We start from the raw sequence: 18,405 nt of genomic DNA, 5'->3' as shown, positions 1-18,405 counted from the left end.
TTATGGAGAGAATAGATATTAAGGTTAACGATTTCATTTTCGATTGTAGAACTTCTGGAAATTCTGATAATGAATTGGTGATATTTCTTCATGGCTTTCCAGAAAGTTCCTTTATGTGGATTAACCTAATGCAAGATATTTCGGCTTTAGGTTTTTACTGTGTGGCTCCAAATATGAGAGGTTATAGTGAAGCTGCAAGACCAAAAGGGAAAAAGCATTACACTATAGATAAATTAGTTCAGGACGTTCTTGATTTAGCAAAAGCGATTGGTAAAGAAAAATTTCATCTGGTTACGCATGATTGGGGCGCAGTAGTAGGATGGCAAGCATTAGGTAATCATTCAGGCAAAATTTTAAGTTTTACGTCATTATCTATACCTCATATTAAAGCTTTTGCTTACGCTATTACTAATGATGCCGAACAGCAAAAGAAAAGCAGGTATATCAAGAATTTTCAAATCCCGTTTTTACCAGAAATGGGCATCAGAAAAAATGATTTTAAATTGTTTAGAAAATTATGGAAACATAGTAGTGCAGAAGAAGTAGATGATTATTTATCGATTTTTAGAAATAAAAATGCATTAACAGCTGCTTTAAATTATTATCGTGCTAATCATAAGCTATTTAAACAAACTAATGTTGGGGTCATTGAAACACCAACCTTGTTTATTTGGGGGAAAAAGGATTTAGCTGTTGGAGCAGTAAGTGTAGCCCAATCACATCAATACATGAAAGGCTACTATAAATTTGTTGAGTTAGATACAGGTCATTGGCTCATTCAAACTAAATACGATGAAATTAAGGCTGAAGTTGAGGAGCATCTTTTGAAATTCATGACAACGTGATAAAATGAGTGATATCTACTAGTAGTTATCTGTGATGATAAGGTTCATTCTTTAAAATTGTGAAACCACGATATAATTGTTCAATTACAAATAAGCGAATCATTTGATGAGAAAAGGTCATTCTGGATAATGATAGTTTGCTTTGCATTTTTTTGTAAACGTCTTCAGAAAAACCATAAGGACCGCCAATTACAAATACTAAACGTTTAATGCCAGAATTCATGCGCTTTTGTAAATAATTTGAGAACTCAACAGAATCAAATTGTTTTCCATTTTCATCTAAAAGAAGTAAAGCATCAGTATTTGAAATTTTAGACAAAATAAGCTCGCCTTCTTTTTGTTTTTGTTGAGCTTCAGATAGGTTCTTAACGTTTTTTATATCTGGAATAATATCAAATTCAAACTTTATATAATGACTTAATCGCTTTTGATAGTCGTCAATTAAAGCTTGTAGTTGCTTATTGTCTGTTTTGCCAATGGCGAGAAGTTTAATTGTCATATTTCAAAGATATATTTTTTTAAAGTTTATTAATATGCAATTACTATTTTTACATCAAATATCTTATCTATGATTTCAGAAGAACAATTTAATAAAGAAATAGAATTAATAATTACTAATGCAATACGTGAAGATGTAGGCGATGGTGATCATAGTTCTTTGGCTTGTATACCAGCTTCAGCTCAAGGAAAAGCTAAGCTTTTAGTTAAAGATGAAGGCATTATTGCAGGTGTTGAGTTTGCTAAACAGGTGTTTGCTTATGTTGATGACAACATGAAAGTAGAAACACTTATTGAAGATGGAAGTCAAGTAAAATATGGAGATATTGTATTTTACGTAAAAGGCGCATCACAATCTATATTAAAAGCCGAACGTTTAGTATTAAATGCCATGCAACGCATGAGCGCTATTGCAACAAAAACAAGACAGTTTGTAGATTTACTTGAAGGTACAGGAACAAAAATATTAGACACCCGCAAAACAACACCAGGCATTCGTGCACTCGAAAAATGGGCTGTAAAAATTGGTGGTGGAGAAAATCATAGATTCGCTTTGTACGATATGATAATGTTAAAAGATAATCATATAGATTTTGCAGGTGGTTTAACTAAGGCGATAAATAAAACAAAACAGTATTTAAAAGATACTAATCGTGATTTAAAAATTATTGTGGAAGCAAGAGATTTAGGAGAAATAAAAGAGATTTTAAAAAATGAAGGCGTTTACAGAATTTTAATCGACAACTTTAATTATGAAGATACCCGAGAAGCTGTAAAACTAATTGGTAGTCAGTGTTTAACAGAATCGTCTGGAGGAATAAATGAAAACACAGTTAGAGATTATGCACTTTGTGGTGTAGATTATATATCGTCTGGAGCTTTAACGCACTCGGTTTATAATATGGACCTGAGCTTAAAAGCAGTCTAGCATGCCAAATGCCACGAGAGAAAAATTAGAAAAAATCCCTATACTCAATATACTTGTAAAGTTATTGGGTAAGATAAAGCTTCCTGGTTTAGAAGGTTTATCGCTTTACCATTTATTAGAGCTTTATGTCATTGGTATTGTAAAAGGCGCAGTAAGTACTAGAGCAAGTGCTATTGCTTATAGTTTTTTTATGGCATTGTTTCCGTTTTTGCTGTTTATAATTATTGTTATTCCTTATATTCCGATAGATAATTTTCAGGTTGAATTTTTAGATTTCCTTGAGTCGTTTTTGCCACCTACAACAACTGAGTTTTTTTCAGAAAACATTTTTGAAAACATAAAAGGTGGTGGTTTGATTTCTTCAGTATTTTTAGTGTCTATTTTATTAATGGCAAATGGCGTAAACGCTGTTTTTTCTGGTTTTGAAAACTCATATCATGAACAAATAACACGTAATGTTGTAAGACAATATTTATATGCTTTGGGTATTGCAATTATATTAGCATTACTACTTATTTTAACGGTTGCAGGTTTAGGTATGTTTCAAATCTATATTATTGAACCTTTGTATGAAAGCCTAAAAGACAGTGGTTTAGCAAAATCTGGCTCAGATGTATTTTGGCTCTTACTATCAAAGTATCTGTTTTTTGTATTCATGGTTTATATAGCTACTGCAACCTTGTATTATTTTGGTACTAAAGAAGGAAGAACTACACGATTTTTTTCAATAGGTGCTTTGTTTACTACATTACTATTTATGCTAACATCATATTTGTTTGGTATTTATATTGAAAACTTTGCACAGTATAATAAACTATATGGCTCAATAGGAGCGTTATTAATACTTATGTTTTATTTGTGGCTAAATGCAAATATATTACTATTGGGTTTTGAACTTAATGTGTCATTAAAAAAGCTTAGAAAGCGATGTTAATTATGAAAAATATTATCATATTATTTTGTTGTTTGATAACATGCTCTGTTTTATCACAAGATATTTACGGACAATGGAAAACTATAGATGACCAAACAGGTGAAGCTAAATCTATTGTTGATATTTATGAAGAAAACGGAAAGACGTTTGGGAAAATCGTTGAGGTTTTAAATCCTAACGATCGTGATGCTTTATGTAATAAGTGTGAAGGAGCTGAAAAGGATACACCAGTTTTAGGTTTAGTAATTATTAAAAATATGATTAAAGATGGTAAGTACTATAAAAAAGGAACCATTTTTGATCCTCAAGATGGTAAGACCTACAAATGTCGTTTAGCCTTAGATGAAGATCCTAATGTACTTCAAGTAAGAGGTTATGTTTCTTTTTTGTATGCAACACAATATTGGGTTAGAGAAAATTAATCAAACCGCCTCAAAAACTCATCTTTTTTCCTAACAGAAACAGGAACTTGAGCATTGTTTGACATTATCACGTAGCCTTGCTTCCCTTTATAATATTTTTTAACGTGATTAATATTTATTAAATATGATTTGTGGGTTTTAAAAAAAATGGTATCATCTAATAAGTCTTCATAGAATTTTATAGGTTTAGAAACTACCATTTTCTTATCCTTTGTAAATATATGTGTGATATTAGTGTCTGCTTCTAAATGAATAATATCTTCTACTTTAAGTGTTTCAAAACCAGTTAATGAAGGAAGGCTAATTATTTTATTTTGATTAGGCTTTAAATTATTGAAAAGACTCTGAATTTGATTTTCAATTGATTGATGTGATAGTTCACTTTTTAATCGTATTATTGAGTCACTAAAATCATCATTATCAATTGGCTTTAATAAATAATCAAAAGCACTAAATTTAAAAGCTTTAATTGCAAAATTGTCAAAAGCGGTAGTGAATATGATTTTGAAATTTATAGTATCAATCTCTTTTAAAAAATCAAAACCTGTTTTCTCATGGATTTTTATATCCAAAAACACTAAATCAGGTTGTAATTTAGGAACAAGGTCAAGTGCTTCTTCAACTGTATAACATGTTGCAACGATATTAAAGGTGTTTGGATGTCTCTCGATTAAATTTTGTAAACGTGTGATGCAATGTTGTTCGTCATCAATAAGTATAGTTTTTATCATTTAGTATACGAGTTGGATTGGTAGTGTTACTTCAATACGAGTACCTTGTGATTTGTCAATAATTCTAACACTACCTTTAGTTTTTTTGACCTTATTAATAATATCAATTCTACTTTTTGTTATTGTCATTCCCATAGATTTTTGATTTGAAGGTGTTTTATTTGAAGATGAATTATGACGACCAATACCATTATCGTCAACACTGCAAATAATCATATCATGGTTATCTTTAAAAGCAATTACTATATTGCCTCTCTTAATCTTTTGTGATAGTCCATGAATGATACTGTTTTCAAGAAATGGTTGAAGAAGCATTGGTGGAATCATTATATTTTCTGGATCTAAAGTTTTGTCTACTTCAATAGTATAATCAAACTTGTATTCAAACCTCTTACGTTCAATTTCTAAATATGTTTTTAAAAGTGAAATATCTTCAGATAAGAGAATTTCACTCTTTTCTGAGTTTTCCAAAGTCATACGCATTAATTTAGCAAATTTCCCTAAATAATCACTTGCAGATTGTGTATCATTTTTTAAAATATAATCTCCAATTGAGTTTAGAGAGTTAAAAATAAAATGAGGATTCATTTGGGATCGTAGGGCTTTAAGTTCAGTATCAGATACCTTAGCGTTAAATTCTGCTTCTTTAGTTTTAGTAACTGCTTCTTGCTTTCTTCGGTATAAAATAAAACCAATTAATGAAGCTAATATGAGTCCGCTGCCACCAATAATAGAAGCATTTTTAATTGATCTTTGACGTTCTATTTCAACTTGTGCAATAGCATTATTTTTATCGGCTTCATATTGGATTTCCTTTCTTGATATCTCAAGTTTTCGATCTGCATTAATTAGACTATCATTTAATATAATGTGTTTTTTATAATTAATAAAGGCCTTTTTGTAATCTTCTTTTTTTTCATAAACATTTGTAAGTGTCTCTAAAGCACTACTTTGGGTTGCTAAGCTGTTTGGAGCATCTTTTTGATTTAAACTTTGTGTGGCATAATATTCTGCTTTTTCAATATTATTATTCTTTAAATAGACTTCTGCAGCATTCACATACGCAGACACTTTTAGTAATTCAAAATTGTGTTTTTCAACAAGGCTTAAACTCTCATTGGTATTTGTCAACCCATCACTTAAATATCCAGCATTGGTTTGAACCAAACCTAAATTACTTTTTATATTGGCTATGTGCATGATATGTTTGACTGGGTCAGCTACAGTAATAGCTTCTTTGTAAAAATAAATAGAAGAATCGGCTTTTTTTTGATGCCCATAGATGTTACCAATATTAAAAAGAGTGTTTGTTTTGTATTGTGGGTATTTTAATAGTGTTTTATAGCTCTTCAATGCTTTGTCATAATCTTGTTGCTCGTAATGAATAAGACCAATATTTGTAAGCACTCCAACTACATATTTTTCAAATTTTGAATTGTTTTCTATAATTGCATAAGCATTTTGATAATAATCTAGAGCTTTTAGTGGATCAGACTTAAAATAATGTTCAATAATCCCTATACTATTATAGCTAAGAGCCATTCCTTTATCATAATTAAGTTTCTTAGAGATCTCTAGAGTTTTAAGGTTATAAGTCATCCAACTAGAATCTGTAGGTGTTAAAAACATTTTTCTAGCAGTGAATTTTGTTCTTAAATTCACATAAGTAGTGTCTTCTACTTTGTAGTTGTTAATTACGTTCTCAAGAGAATCAATGAGTTTGTTTTGGGATAAACAAAATAATGATGTCATGAAAAAGATGGTTAATAATAATCTTTTCATAAAGAATTTTATATAATTAATAGCTGCTTAAAAATAGCAAATAATTGTCATAAATAAGCTACAAGGCTAACGATAATATGTTCAAAGTCAACGATAATAATTTTGTTGTGGTTTTTTGAAAAGAAAAGAAGGTTATTTAAATATTCTAAAAATATACAACCATGAAAACAACATTCAATTTATTAAAAGCTATAATCATTACATTTCTTATCATTGGTTGTTCTGGTGATGATGATTCTAATTCTATTGGCAATACTACATTTGGTACGATTCAATTATCAGGGCTAGATACAGCAATTGTTGGTAGCACATTGGTTGTTGGCAATATTGATCCAGATGGATTGGATACCACCGGGACTAATAGTTCTGTAACACTATTAGATAAAAACACAACTATAGAAAACGGTGAAGTAGTGTCGACAGATTTTTTAAATGCTTTCGTTATTGTAGCTGCTCAATTTACAATTGGTGATAATACAACTTTTAATAAAGCTATTTCTATGCTTATTGCTAAAGATGGAGAAGAGTTTAGCTATGTATGTTCAACACCACCATCAAGTTCTGCAGATAATACAGATTGCGGAACAGGTTTTAGCGTAGATAAAGTTTCAAAGACTATAGTGTTTGATGATACTACAGTAATTAACACAGATTCTGGTGCAATATTAACAATGAATGGCACCATTAATTATTAAATGTCAAGAGTTTCTTAAAAATAAATAACCTTATAATTCAAACCCTCATGAAAGCAATTGATAATTTAAAAAAATACATTTCCGTAGTAATAGTCATTCTATTTTTAATTCCACAGAATGGTTTTTCGCAAAAAAAACGATTAAAACCACCAAAACGAGTTTCTAAAATTGAAAGTGTAGATCAGTTTGTAAGCCATTCATTTGAGTTGTATCATAAAGTATTTGTATATGATAGTTTAACTAAAGCAGGTGTTGAAGTGCCTGCTGAAATTGAAAATCAGTTATTAGAGCGTGCAGAACAAGATATTGATAGCTTATGGCAAGTGTTACCAACCATTTTGGACGATATGACAAGTGGTGATGCTAACATCATGATTAAAGGCAAAGCAACCATTAATCTTAATAAGTCTAAGAGAGCATTAAAGTATTGCATGAAAACAATGAAGGTTTACTTTATTGGGACTAATGAAGACGAAGATGACGATTAAAAATAAAGCAATTATTAAATGAAAATCAAGAACACTATAATTATATTGAGTATTATTTTCTTCGGAAACACAGCATCTAGTCAATCATATAAGTTAGCCTTTAGAGCTGATATGTGTGATTGTCTCACGCTAGAAAGTCAAAAACGAAACCTTACAGAAAATGCTTATAAAGCCTGTTTTCGAGAAATCTTACCTAAATATGCAACTCAAATTGATGCAGAAATAGAAGAAGAAGACGTCAATAAAAAATACTTGCTGGGTCAATTGGCAAGAAGAGATTTAATTGTTGTTATGCAATCAGAATTAGTTTACACATGTACAGCTTATTTTGACCATTTAGAAAGCGAGAAATTAAGTAAAAAACTCATAGCAAGAGAGCAAGCAAAAGAAAGCGACTTGGAAGCTCAAGATCAACTTGTGGCAATGGCTCCAAATACATATTCTTATTTTAGTAGAGCACAATTGCATTATAATTTAGGTAATTTTAAAGAGGCTGAGGCAGATTTAAAGAAATGTGCAGAGGTTAACCCCAATAAAGATAATATAAAATCTAGAAGACATGAATTGCTTTTAATGGCACTAATACATGAAGAAAATAAAGATTATGCACAAGCAATCTCCTTATATGATTTAGCTTATTTTGGAGTTTTTGATTCTACTGTAGCTATTTTAAGAGCTATTGCAGACAAAAATAATGGAGGTACGATTGCTAATATTCCAAAATTTGAAGACGAAAATCTTAAGCCAAAAGACCTTAATAATAAGAGCAGAAGACGATTAACAACTAGAAGTAAAACGACAACCAAAACGGCAAAGAAGAAAACAAATAACCAAAAGAAACAGTCTATAAAAAAGTCTGATACTTCCTCACTCAAAAAATTGTTTAAAATTGATAATTAATTTTTTGCTCTAGCCATAAAAACCATTGCTAATAGCGATGGTTTTTTTATTCAAACCTATTACCTTTGAGCAATGGATTGCTTCATAAATGTCATACTGCCAATTCCCTTAGAAAAAAGCTTTACCTATGCTATAACACAAGCAGAAGCCGAGTTTCTAAAACCTGGTATGCGAGTGTCTGTTCCTTTTGGAAAAAGTAAAATATATACAGCCATTGTTTTTAATGTACATAACGAAGCACCTTTGGTTTATGACGCCAAACAAATTCATCAAATATTAGATGATTCGCCAATAGTTACACAAGAACAACTGCAGCATTGGCAATGGATTGCTAAGTACTATTTATGTACTATAGGTGAGGTGATGCGAGCAGCATTACCAAGCGGATTTATTTTAGAAAGCGAAACCGTTATTAGTAAAAATAATGAGATTGTTATTAATGATGAAGACCTGAAAGATGATGAGTTTTTAATTTATGAAGCTTTACATCATCAATCATCATTAAAGATTCAGGATCTAATGAGCATTCTTGATAAAAAAAATGTGCTTCCTGTTATTAATCGCTTATTAGATAAAAATGCCATTTCAGTAGAAGAAACCGTTTACCAAAAGTATAAGCCTAAATTAGTTCGCTATGTTAAATTACATAGTCAATATACATCAGAAAGCAAGCTTCAAGATTTATTAAATGAATTAAGTAGAGCACCAAAACAACGTCATGTTGTAATGACCTTATTTTCTATTTCTGCCACTACAAAAAAGCCTGTAAAAGTTTCAGATTTAATTAAAGATGGTGATGCTTCCTCAACAGTTATAAAGACATTAATTGATAAAGGTGTTTTTGAAGCATACCATATTCAACATGATAGGGTTGAGTTTTCAGGTAAAGACAATGAGCATTCAAAACAATTAAATGAATATCAGGCTAAAGCTTTAGATGAGATAAATCAATCATTTAAAAATCAAAATATCACGCTTATCCATGGCGTGACATCTTCAGGAAAAACTGAAATTTATGTTAAGCTTATTGAGGAACAACTCAAAGCAAAAAAACAAGTCTTGTACTTGCTGCCAGAAATTGCATTAACGACACAATTAGTATCTAGGCTTCAAAACTATTTTGGAGAAAAAGTGGCTGTGTTTCATTCTAAATATTCGTCTCATGAACGTGTTGAGGTTTGGAATAATATGTTACGTAATTCTCTAAAAGCACAAATTATATTAGGAGCGCGTTCGAGTATGTTATTGCCGTTTCAAAATTTAGGATTGGTGATTGTTGACGAAGAGCATGAATCGTCTTTTAAGCAATTTGATCCTGCGCCAAGGTATCATGCAAGAGATGCTGCAATTGTTCTGGCTAGTATATTTAAAGCCAAAACACTTTTAGGATCTGCAACGCCTAGTTTAGAGAGCTATTATAATGCTAAACAAGGTAAATATGGTTTTGTAGAGTTAAAACATCGCTTCAATAATGTTTTAATGCCAGATATAGAACTGGTAGATATTAAAGATAAGCACAAGCGTAAACGAATGAATGGTCATTTTAGTGACCGTTTGATTGAAGAAATGACTGAAACCTTAAAAGATGGTTATCAAATCATTTTATTTCAAAATAGAAGAGGTTTTTCGCCTATTATAGAATGTAACACATGTGGGCATTCACCTCAGTGTCCAAATTGTGATGTGAGTCTCACGTTTCATCAGTATAAAAATCAATTACGCTGTCATTATTGTGGTTATAATACTGTAATGCCTAAAACCTGTGAGGCTTGCGGAAGTGTTGAGCTAGATAATAAAGGGTTTGGTACAGAGCAAGTAGAAGAGGAAGTGAAGTTGTTGTTTCCAGACCATAATGTAGCACGAATGGATTTAGATACTACGCGAGGCAAATATGGTTATGAAAAAATTATTACTGCTTTAGAGCAAGGAGAAATAGATATTCTTGTTGGCACACAAATGCTTACTAAAGGTTTAGATTTTAGAAACGTAAAGCTTGTTGGTATTATGAATGCTGATAACATGCTTAATTTTCCAGATTTTAGAGCGCATGAGCGGAGTTATCAATTAATGACTCAGGTTTCTGGTAGAGCAGGACGAACAGATAAAAGAGGTAAAGTATTAATACAAACGTATAATCCATATCATAAAATATTACAGCAAGTATCTACAAATGATTATGAGCAAATGTTTAATGAGCAATTAAATGAACGCCATGATTATAAATATCCTCCAATTTATAGGCTTATAAAAATTACTTTAAAACATAAAGATTATCAAAAAGTAGATGTTGGTGCAGAATGGTATGCAAAATCACTGCGAACTGTTTTTAAACAACATGTTTTAGGCCCAGAGTTTCCTCCTGTGTCTAGAATACGTAATCAGTATTTAAAAAATATTTTGATAAAGATTCCTCAAAAACAATCGTTGTCAAAAACAAAAGAAGCTATTATTAAAATAAATAACAGCTTCTTTAGTATAAAAGATTTTAGGGCAGTAAGAGTAATATTAAATGTCGATAATTATTAATTTAAATATTATTTAATGCATCTACAAGTTGGGTTTTCTTATTTCTACTTAAAGGAATTTCATAAGCACCAACTTCAACATTCTTACTATTAAATCGATCTACTTTGTCAAGATTTACGATATACGATTTATGAATTCTTAAAAACTTACCTTCAGGTAGTTCGTGTTCAAAAGCTTTCATTGTAGATAAAACGACCAAGCTGTTTTCTTCGGTTACTAATTTTACATAATCACCAAGTGCTTCAATCCATTTAATATCTTTAATGTAAACCTTACGTTTCTTTAAATTACTTTTAACAAAAATATGTTCACCATCTGTTTCATTAAAATCTAATTTGAGTTTATGTTGTTCTAATGCTTTTTCTACAGACGTATTAAAGCGTTCTCTCGTAATTGGTTTTTGTAAATAGTCAGTCGCATCATAATTAAATGCTTTGAATGCATATTCGGTTTTACCAGTAACAAAAATAATTTGGGGTTTGTTGTTGAGTACGTCGAGCAGTTCAAAACCGTTTAAAACAGGCATCTCAATATCTAAGAAGATTAAATCTACTTTATGAGTATTAAGTCCGTTTTTAGTTTCAAGTGCACTGCTGTATTCTGCAATAAGGTTAAGTGAGGTATGATTCTCAATTAACTTTACAATCGATAAGCGTTGGATTGCAGAATCATCAACTACTACACAGTTTAAAGTCATAACATTATCATATTTTAGGTTAAGATATCGACAATACTACAAAAAATTCGGATAAAAACCAAAAAACATCGGTAAAGTGTTTTGTTTAACAAAACTTTAACATTTTTAAAAACCTTGAATTTTACATGCAAAAATGTTGTCAGAAATATAAATAATAGTTATTTTTGCACTCATTTTTAACACAATAAAATAGATTTTTATGAATCATTATGAAACTGTTTTCATCTTAAATCCCGTTTTATCTGAAGATCAGATAAAGGAAACAGTAAAGAAATACGAAGATTTTCTTGTTTCTAAAGGAGCAAAGATGGTAGCCAAAGAAGATTGGGGCTTAAAAAAATTAGCTTACCCAATTCAAAACAAAAAGAGTGGTTTTTATCACTTATTTGAGTACACAGTAGATGGAGAAGTAATTACTCCATTAGAAGTAGAGTTTAGACGTGATGAGCGTTTTATGCGTTACTTAACTGTAAAATTAGATAAACATGCTATTTCTTGGGCAGAACGAAGAAGAGCTAAACTAAAACAAAAAGCGTAATTATGTCTTCAATAGAACAACAAGCAAAAGGAAAGAAGGATGGAGAGATTAGATATCTTACTCCATTAAATATAGACACTAGCAAAACAAAAAAATATTGTCGTTTTAAAAAATCTGGCATCAAGTATGTTGATTATAAAGATGCAGATTGGTTATTAGGTTTTGTAAACGAACAAGGTAAAATCTTACCAAGACGTTTAACAGGAACATCATTAAAATATCAAAGAAAGGTATCTGTAGCAGTAAAAAGAGCGCGTCATTTAGCTTTGATGCCGTATGTTGCAGATTTATTAAAATAAAATACCAATAACTATGGAACTTATATTAAAACAAGACGTTGAAAACTTAGGATTTAAAGACGATATTGTAACAGTAAAGAACGGTTATGGTAGAAATTTTTTAATTCCTCAAGGACAAGCTGTAATGGCTACAATTTCTGCTAAAAAAGTATTAGCAGAAACTTTAAAGCAAAGAGCTTTTAAAGAAAAGAAAGTTGTCGATGAAGCAACTAAAATTGCTGAGGCTCTTAAAACATTAGAAATTAAGATTGCATCTAAAGTTGGAACTGGAGATAAATTATTTGGTTCAGTAAACAATATAGATTTAGCAAACGCTTTGCAAAAAGAAGGTCATGAGATTGACAAAAAGTTTATTGCAGTAACTGGAGGAACTGTAAAACGTTTAGGAAAGTATGATGCAGTAATTAGACTTCATAGAGAAGTTACTGTTGATTTACCTTTTGAGGTTGTAGCAGAAGCTTAAAACTCACATCTTAGATTTATAGAAAAAGACTGTTCGAAAGAACAGTCTTTTTTTTTTTATCTATATTTATAGAACTAATTAATTAATCTAAATATAACCAATGAAAAAATCTTTTCTATCAATTCTGTTTTTGCTTTTTGCAATTGCGGGATTTTCACAGGTCACTACATCAAATATTAAAGGTCTAGTTTTAGATGAAAACTCCGATCCTTTACCTGGAGCTAACGTGTTGGCAGTTCATACGCCAACAGGAACTAAGTTTGGTGCCGCTACAAATTTTGATGGTAGATACAATTTACTCAATTTAAGAGTTGGTGGTCCATATACAATAACTATAAGTTATGTAGGTTACAAAGACCAAACATTTAGTGATGTATACCTTACTTTAGGCGAAACCGAAAATATAAATGTTTCTATGGTTACTGATAGTGAGCAACTAGATGCTGTAATTATTACAGCAACTTCTGGCACAAGTACTTTTAGTAATGATAGAACAGGAGCTGAGACAGCAGTTGGCAGACGAGAGTTAACTAGACTTCCCACAATATCTAGGTCAACAAACGATTTTACAAGATTAGAACCAACAGCTAGTGGTGGTTCGTTTGGAGGTAGAAATGATCAGTTCAATAATTTCTCATTAGATGGAGCAATTTTTAATAACCCATTTGGTTTAGATGCTGCACAGCCTGGCGGACAAACAGATTCTTCACCTATATCTATAGATGCAATTGATCAAATTACTGTAACAACAGCACCTTACGATGTTACACAATCTGGTTTTACTGGAGCATCTGTAAATGCAGTAACCAAAAGTGGAACAAATGAGTTTCATGGTACTGTTTATGGTTTTACAAGAAATGAAAGCTTTACAGGAGGAAAAATTAGAGGTGAAGATGTTGTTAAACCTAAGCTAGAACAAAATCAATATGGAGTTAGTATTGGAGGGCCAATTATAAAAAACAAATTATTCTTTTTTGCTAATTTTGAAAAAGATGAACGAACAGATTTAGGAAGTAATGGTTGGGTGCCTAATACAGGAAGTGGTGCAATAAATGAATCTAGAGTATTAGAAACAGATTTAATGGCTGTACAACAAGCGCTTTTAGATATAGGATATAATCCAGGAGCATATAAAGATTTTACATTTGGCTCAGAATCTACAAAAGGGATTATAAAACTAGATTGGAATATTAATGATAATAACAGGCTAGCTGTAATTTATAACTGGTTAGACGCATCAAAAGAAAAACCTGCACATCCAACAGCTATAGGATTTAGAGGTCCAAATGCGAATACATTACAGTTTGAAAATTCTGGTTACGAAATTAATAATAAGCTAAAATCTGTTCAGATAGAATTAAACTCAACCTTATCTAATACAGCATCAAATAAATTACAAATTGGATATACACATTTTGATGATTTTAGAAATCCGTTTTCAACGCCTGGACCATCAATTAATATTACTAAAGATGGGTCAAATTATATCATAGCTGGTCATGAACCTTTTTCTGTGCATAATAAGTTAGACCAGAAAGTATTGCAATTTTCAGATAATTTAAACTTCTATCAAGGAAATCATACCTATACTGTTGGCTTTTCATTTGAAAAATTTCAATTTGATAACTCTTTTAATTTAACAGCTTATGGTTTTGACCTTTTTGGTGGTGTAGATATCGCTGATTTTAATGCTAATGATTATGTAGGCACATTTGCTAACGCACAAAATGTATTTAATGCTAATAATGCAGTTCCTCCTGGAACTCCAGGCGGTTGGACATTAGCCGAAACTAATGTAGGTCAGTTATCATTTTACATTCAGGATGAATGGAACGTAAACGAAAAGTTTAAGTTAACCTATGGTTTGCGTTTTGATAAACCTTTATTTTTCGATTCTGCAGAGAAAGCTCAAGAAGTTATTGATAGAGGCGTAGTTGTACCAGATATTCCTTATGTAAATCCTAATACTGGAGAAACAGTATTAATAGATAATACAAATATGCCAAGTAATGATTGGTTAATATCTCCTAGAGTAGGATTTAATTATGATGTAAGAGGTGACAAAACATTTCAACTTCGAGGAGGTTCTGGGTTATTTACAGGGCGTTTCCCTTTTGTTTGGTTAGGAAACCAAATTGCTAATCCAGATGTATTTTTCTTACAAGCAGTAGATCCTGATTATAAGTTTCCTCAAGTATGGCGAACTAATTTAGGTGTAGATTATAAACTTGAAAATGGTGTTATTTTAACAGGTGATTTAGCGTATACTAAAGATATTAATGGTGCTCACGTACAAAATTGGGGATTAACAGAACCTTCAGGAACTTTAGGTGGAGTTGATAATAGACCAATTTATTTAGCAAGTGACCTTATTAATAATGCTTACGTATTTACAAATTCTGATAAAGGACGAACTATTAACGCCGTTATTAAAGCGCAAAAGAACTTTGATAATGGGTTATTTACGAGTTTAGCATATAGTTATTTAAACTCAAAAGATGTAAACTCTATTGAGGCAGAAATTACTAGTGATGCTTTTGCGGGTAATCCAATTTCTGGTAATGTAAATGATGACGTGTTATCATACTCTAAGTATGGTGATACACATAGAGTTGTTGGTGTTGCTAGCAAAAGATGGGTCTATGGTAATGATAAGTGGTCAACCACTATTTCAGGCTTTTTTGAATATGCTCAAGGTGGACGTTTTAATTATACTTATGGTGGAGATATTAATGGTGATGGTTCTGGTATTAACGACTTATTATATATTCCTACAACTAGTGAAGTACAACAAATGAATTTTGCTGCACCAGGACAAGCTGAAGCTTTTGAAGCTTATATACAACAAGATGATTATTTAAGTGATAACAGAGGAAGCTATGCTGAACGTTATGGTGCAAAAGCACCATGGAGAAGTCGTTGGGATGTTAAGCTACTACAAGATTATAAAATTAAAGTAGGTGAAGATAAATACAACACCATTCAGTTTAGTGTAGATATTCTTAACTTAGGTAACTTACTTAATAGTGATTGGGGTGTTGTACAACAACCAAATAGTGTACAACCAATTGGTATAGATAGTATAGATGCTAACAATGTACCAACATATACATTTAATCCAGACTTAATAGAAACATTTAATTATGATACAAGTCTTGCATCACGTTGGCAAGCACAATTTGGATTACGTTATATTTTCTAAGAAAATTAACTTATAATAAGTAAATTTGCGCTCTTAATTTTAAGAGCGCATTTTTTATTATTATAATATGAAATATACTAGACTTACAAAGGAACAGTTTGAAGAGTTACACCAAGAATTTATTAATTTTTTGGCTACGCAATCTATCACAGCAGAAGAATGGAAGGCTATTAAAGAAGATAAACCAGAAGTAGCAGAGCAAGAACTAGATGTGTTTAGCGATTTGGTTTGGGAAGGTGTTTTAACAAAGGTTAATTATATCGAGCATATATCGTCACAGCAAATGCATTTATTTCATTTAACAGAGCAATCAATGCGGTTAATTGCTTTAAAAATAACTAATACTGCTATAGATTTAACCACAAAAGAAGGTTTTGAATGGTTTAGAACTAATTTGTTGTCTGATGAGGTAGAGTTTTATACATCTAAAAAAGAATATTCAGACGATAAAGCATTAGATAAGTTTAAACTTATTCAACAAGGTGGCGTGATTACTAAAGGTGATTTATATAAATACTTCGAGACCTTAGTGAGTAAATAATAACTTTATTGAGTTATTTGGTTTTTATGAGTATTCATAAAGTGTAATAAAGCAAAAAAAATACGTCATTCTGAACTTGATTCAGAATCTCATAAGGTTGAAAACCAACATTATAAGGTGTGGTCCTGAAATAAATTCAGGGTGACAAATTGTAAATATGACAGAAAAAGACAGTCAAATTATTTTTTAATAAGATGTAATTGCCAGTAAAAATTATAATATTTTTACAATTCTTAAAAATGTCACACTGAGCGCAGTAGAAGTGTTTTTTTAAGAAACTCATTAATTCTAAATTAGTAATAACTAAATTTGATTTCCACTGTTGTGGATAACAACTATGGCACAAAAACCAAGCATACCAAAAGGAACCAGAGATTTTAATCCAGAACAAGTTGCTAAACGTAATTATATTTTTAATACGATTAGAGGGCAATTTGAACGTTTTGGATTTCAACCTATTGAAACACCTAGTTTTGAAAACTCTGAAACCTTGATGGGAAAGTATGGAGATGAAGGCGATCGTTTAATTTTTAAAATATTGAATTCTGGTGATTATTTAAACCCTAATAAAGGAGCTATAAGTGATGCAGATTATGGTGATAGAGATAGTAAAAAATTATCTAAATTTATATCAGAAAAAGCATTGCGTTACGATTTAACTGTACCGTTTGCACGTTACGTTGTGCAACACCAAAACGAGATAGAATTCCCGTTTAAACGTTATCAAATTCAACCCGTTTGGAGAGCAGATAGACCGCAAAAAGGACGTTTTAGAGAATTTTATCAGTGTGATGCAGATGTTGTAGGAAGTAGGTCGCTTTGGCAAGAAGTAGAGTTTGTACAATTGTATGATGCTGTTTTTTCGGCTTTAAAGTTAGAAGGTGTTACTATAAAAATTAACAACAGAAAAATTTTATCTGGTATAGCAGAAGTTATTGGTGCACAAGACAAACTCATAGATTTTACAGTTGCATTAGATAAATTAGATAAAATAGGCGAGGAGAAGGTAAAAGAAGAAATGCTTGACATAGGTATTTCACAATCTGAAATTGAAAAATTACAGCCTTTGTTTAACCTTTCAGGATCTTTTGAGTCTCAAATAGAAAGTTTAAAAACAATTTTGTCTTCATCTGAAGAAGGTAAAAAAGGAATTGAAGAATTAGAGTTTATAGATAAAGGCATTTCAGAATTAGCTTTGCAAACCGCCAAATTAGAATTAGATGTTACCCTTGCAAGAGGATTAAACTATTACACAGGAGCAATTTATGAAGTTGCTGCTCCAAAAAACGTAAAAATGGGCTCCATTGGTGGCGGCGGTCGTTATGATGACCTTACGGGTATTTTTGGACTTAAAGATGTAAGTGGTGTTGGCATAAGTTTTGGTTTGGATCGCATCTATTTGGTTCTTGAAGAACTTGATTTGTTTCCTAAAACCATAACAAATACTGTTGAGGCTCTTTTTATTAATTTTGGTGATACTGAAGCACTTTTTTGTTTAAAAGCGGTTAAAGCTCTTAGAAATAATAATGTAAGTGCAGAGCTATATCCTAATAGTGCAAAAATGAAAAAGCAAATGAATTACGCAAATAAGCGTCATATTCCTTTTGTGATATTAGTTGGTGAGTCTGAAGTGAATTTAAACACATATACATTAAAAAACATGACTTCTGGTGAGCAGCAAAGCCTATCATTAGAACAGCTTATAGCTGCATTAAAATAAAATGCACAGATACTTTTTTTCCAGACGTATAATCTGAGCGTCATTCCGAATTTATTTCGGAATCTCATCATTCAATAAATTAAGCATTTGTAATGAGAACTTGAAATGAGTTAAGGTTGACATAAGTTTATAACTTATTATGAACAGTTAAAAAATAAAAAGTCCCAAATCAAATTCGGGACTTTTATAGTTAAGA

General features: G+C 31.1%; 18 protein-coding genes. 14 read left to right on the top strand and 4 right to left on the bottom strand.

What is annotated here, in order from left to right; translation table 11 throughout:
* The first annotated feature begins 2 nt into the window (after positions 1 to 2).
* A complete protein-coding gene (locus tag BXY80_RS09745) occupies positions 3 to 845 on the top strand; it encodes an alpha/beta hydrolase (RefSeq protein ID WP_120201407.1) in 843 nt (280 codons plus the stop codon).
* A gap of 25 nt (positions 846 to 870) precedes the next feature.
* On the opposite strand, the gene rlmH is transcribed toward BXY80_RS09745, so the two are convergent.
* A complete protein-coding gene (gene rlmH, locus BXY80_RS09740) occupies positions 871 to 1,344 on the bottom strand; it encodes a 23S rRNA (pseudouridine(1915)-N(3))-methyltransferase RlmH (RefSeq protein WP_120201405.1) in 474 nt (157 codons plus the stop codon).
* Between the two features lie 69 nt (positions 1,345 to 1,413).
* Between rlmH and nadC the strand changes: the two genes are divergently transcribed.
* Genes nadC through BXY80_RS09725 form a run of 3 tightly spaced genes read left to right on the top strand, consistent with a single transcriptional unit; the run spans position 1,414 to position 3,627 of the window.
* Positions 1,414 to 2,271, top strand: a complete 858-nt coding sequence (nadC, locus tag BXY80_RS09735; protein WP_120201403.1) for a carboxylating nicotinate-nucleotide diphosphorylase — start codon at positions 1,414 to 1,416, stop codon at positions 2,269 to 2,271.
* Between the two features lies 1 nt (position 2,272).
* Positions 2,273 to 3,205, top strand: a complete 933-nt coding sequence (locus BXY80_RS09730) for a YihY/virulence factor BrkB family protein (protein ID WP_120201401.1) — start codon at positions 2,273 to 2,275, stop codon at positions 3,203 to 3,205.
* A 2-nt stretch (positions 3,206 to 3,207) separates the two neighbouring features.
* Positions 3,208 to 3,627 (top strand): DUF2147 domain-containing protein, encoded by a 420-nt coding sequence (locus BXY80_RS09725; RefSeq protein WP_120201582.1) that lies wholly within the window; start codon positions 3,208 to 3,210, stop codon positions 3,625 to 3,627.
* Here BXY80_RS09725 and BXY80_RS09720 read toward each other — a convergent pair.
* Both BXY80_RS09720 and BXY80_RS09715 read right to left on the bottom strand, forming a co-directional pair.
* On the bottom strand, positions 3,624 to 4,358 hold the full coding sequence (locus tag BXY80_RS09720) for a LytR/AlgR family response regulator transcription factor (RefSeq protein WP_120201399.1): 735 nt from the start codon (positions 4,356 to 4,358) through the stop codon (positions 3,624 to 3,626). The genes BXY80_RS09725 and BXY80_RS09720 overlap by 4 nt on opposite strands.
* Positions 4,359 to 6,110 (bottom strand): tetratricopeptide repeat-containing sensor histidine kinase, encoded by a 1,752-nt coding sequence (locus tag BXY80_RS09715; RefSeq protein ID WP_162843299.1) that lies wholly within the window; start codon positions 6,108 to 6,110, stop codon positions 4,359 to 4,361.
* 191 nt (positions 6,111 to 6,301) lie between these two features.
* On the opposite strand from BXY80_RS09715, the gene BXY80_RS09710 reads away from it, so the two are divergent.
* The 4 genes from BXY80_RS09710 to priA all read left to right on the top strand — a co-directional run bounded on the left by BXY80_RS09710 (position 6,302) and on the right by priA (position 10,749).
* The gene (locus BXY80_RS09710) at positions 6,302 to 6,835 is read left to right on the top strand and encodes a hypothetical protein (protein ID WP_120201395.1); all 534 of its coding nucleotides are present in this window, start codon (positions 6,302 to 6,304) and stop codon (positions 6,833 to 6,835) included.
* A gap of 47 nt (positions 6,836 to 6,882) precedes the next feature.
* On the top strand, positions 6,883 to 7,323 hold the full coding sequence (locus BXY80_RS09705; RefSeq protein ID WP_120201394.1) for a hypothetical protein: 441 nt from the start codon (positions 6,883 to 6,885) through the stop codon (positions 7,321 to 7,323).
* An 18-nt stretch (positions 7,324 to 7,341) separates the two neighbouring features.
* Positions 7,342 to 8,223 (top strand): tetratricopeptide repeat protein, encoded by an 882-nt coding sequence (locus tag BXY80_RS09700; RefSeq protein WP_120201392.1) that lies wholly within the window; start codon positions 7,342 to 7,344, stop codon positions 8,221 to 8,223.
* Between the two features lie 72 nt (positions 8,224 to 8,295).
* A complete protein-coding gene (priA, locus tag BXY80_RS09695; RefSeq protein ID WP_120201390.1) occupies positions 8,296 to 10,749 on the top strand; it encodes a replication restart helicase PriA in 2,454 nt (817 codons plus the stop codon).
* A 1-nt stretch (position 10,750) separates the two neighbouring features.
* Here priA and BXY80_RS09690 read toward each other — a convergent pair whose 3' ends face one another.
* Positions 10,751 to 11,446, bottom strand: a complete 696-nt coding sequence (locus BXY80_RS09690) for a LytR/AlgR family response regulator transcription factor (protein WP_120201388.1) — start codon at positions 11,444 to 11,446, stop codon at positions 10,751 to 10,753.
* Positions 11,447 to 11,645: 199 nt separating this feature from the next.
* Here BXY80_RS09690 and rpsF point away from each other — a divergent pair, with 199 nt between their 5' ends.
* From rpsF to hisS, 6 genes are all read left to right on the top strand, one after another.
* Complete coding sequence (gene rpsF, locus BXY80_RS09685; protein WP_120201386.1) at positions 11,646 to 11,984, top strand: 30S ribosomal protein S6; 339 nt, start codon at positions 11,646 to 11,648, stop codon at positions 11,982 to 11,984.
* A 2-nt stretch (positions 11,985 to 11,986) separates the two neighbouring features.
* Positions 11,987 to 12,283 (top strand): 30S ribosomal protein S18, encoded by a 297-nt coding sequence (gene rpsR / locus BXY80_RS09680; RefSeq protein WP_028873640.1) that lies wholly within the window; start codon positions 11,987 to 11,989, stop codon positions 12,281 to 12,283.
* A gap of 13 nt (positions 12,284 to 12,296) precedes the next feature.
* Positions 12,297 to 12,746 (top strand): 50S ribosomal protein L9, encoded by a 450-nt coding sequence (gene rplI, locus BXY80_RS09675; RefSeq protein WP_120201384.1) that lies wholly within the window; start codon positions 12,297 to 12,299, stop codon positions 12,744 to 12,746.
* A 100-nt stretch (positions 12,747 to 12,846) separates the two neighbouring features.
* A complete protein-coding gene (locus BXY80_RS09670) occupies positions 12,847 to 15,948 on the top strand; it encodes a TonB-dependent receptor (protein WP_120201383.1) in 3,102 nt (1,033 codons plus the stop codon).
* Between the two features lie 67 nt (positions 15,949 to 16,015).
* Positions 16,016 to 16,489 carry a DUF6495 family protein gene (locus tag BXY80_RS09665; protein ID WP_120201381.1) on the top strand — a complete coding sequence of 158 codons (474 nt, stop codon included), beginning with the start codon at positions 16,016 to 16,018 and terminating at the stop codon, positions 16,487 to 16,489.
* A 337-nt stretch (positions 16,490 to 16,826) separates the two neighbouring features.
* The gene (gene hisS, locus BXY80_RS09660; RefSeq protein WP_120201379.1) at positions 16,827 to 18,209 is read left to right on the top strand and encodes a histidine--tRNA ligase; all 1,383 of its coding nucleotides are present in this window, start codon (positions 16,827 to 16,829) and stop codon (positions 18,207 to 18,209) included.
* Positions 18,210 to 18,405: the final 196 nt, after the last annotated feature.

It is taken from the genome of Ichthyenterobacterium magnum (assembly GCF_003610635.1).
GTDB classification, from domain to species: Bacteria; Bacteroidota; Bacteroidia; order Flavobacteriales; family Flavobacteriaceae; genus Ichthyenterobacterium; species Ichthyenterobacterium magnum.
Note: the sequence above shows the minus strand (reverse complement) of the source record. Positions and strands in the feature narration are given on the sequence as shown.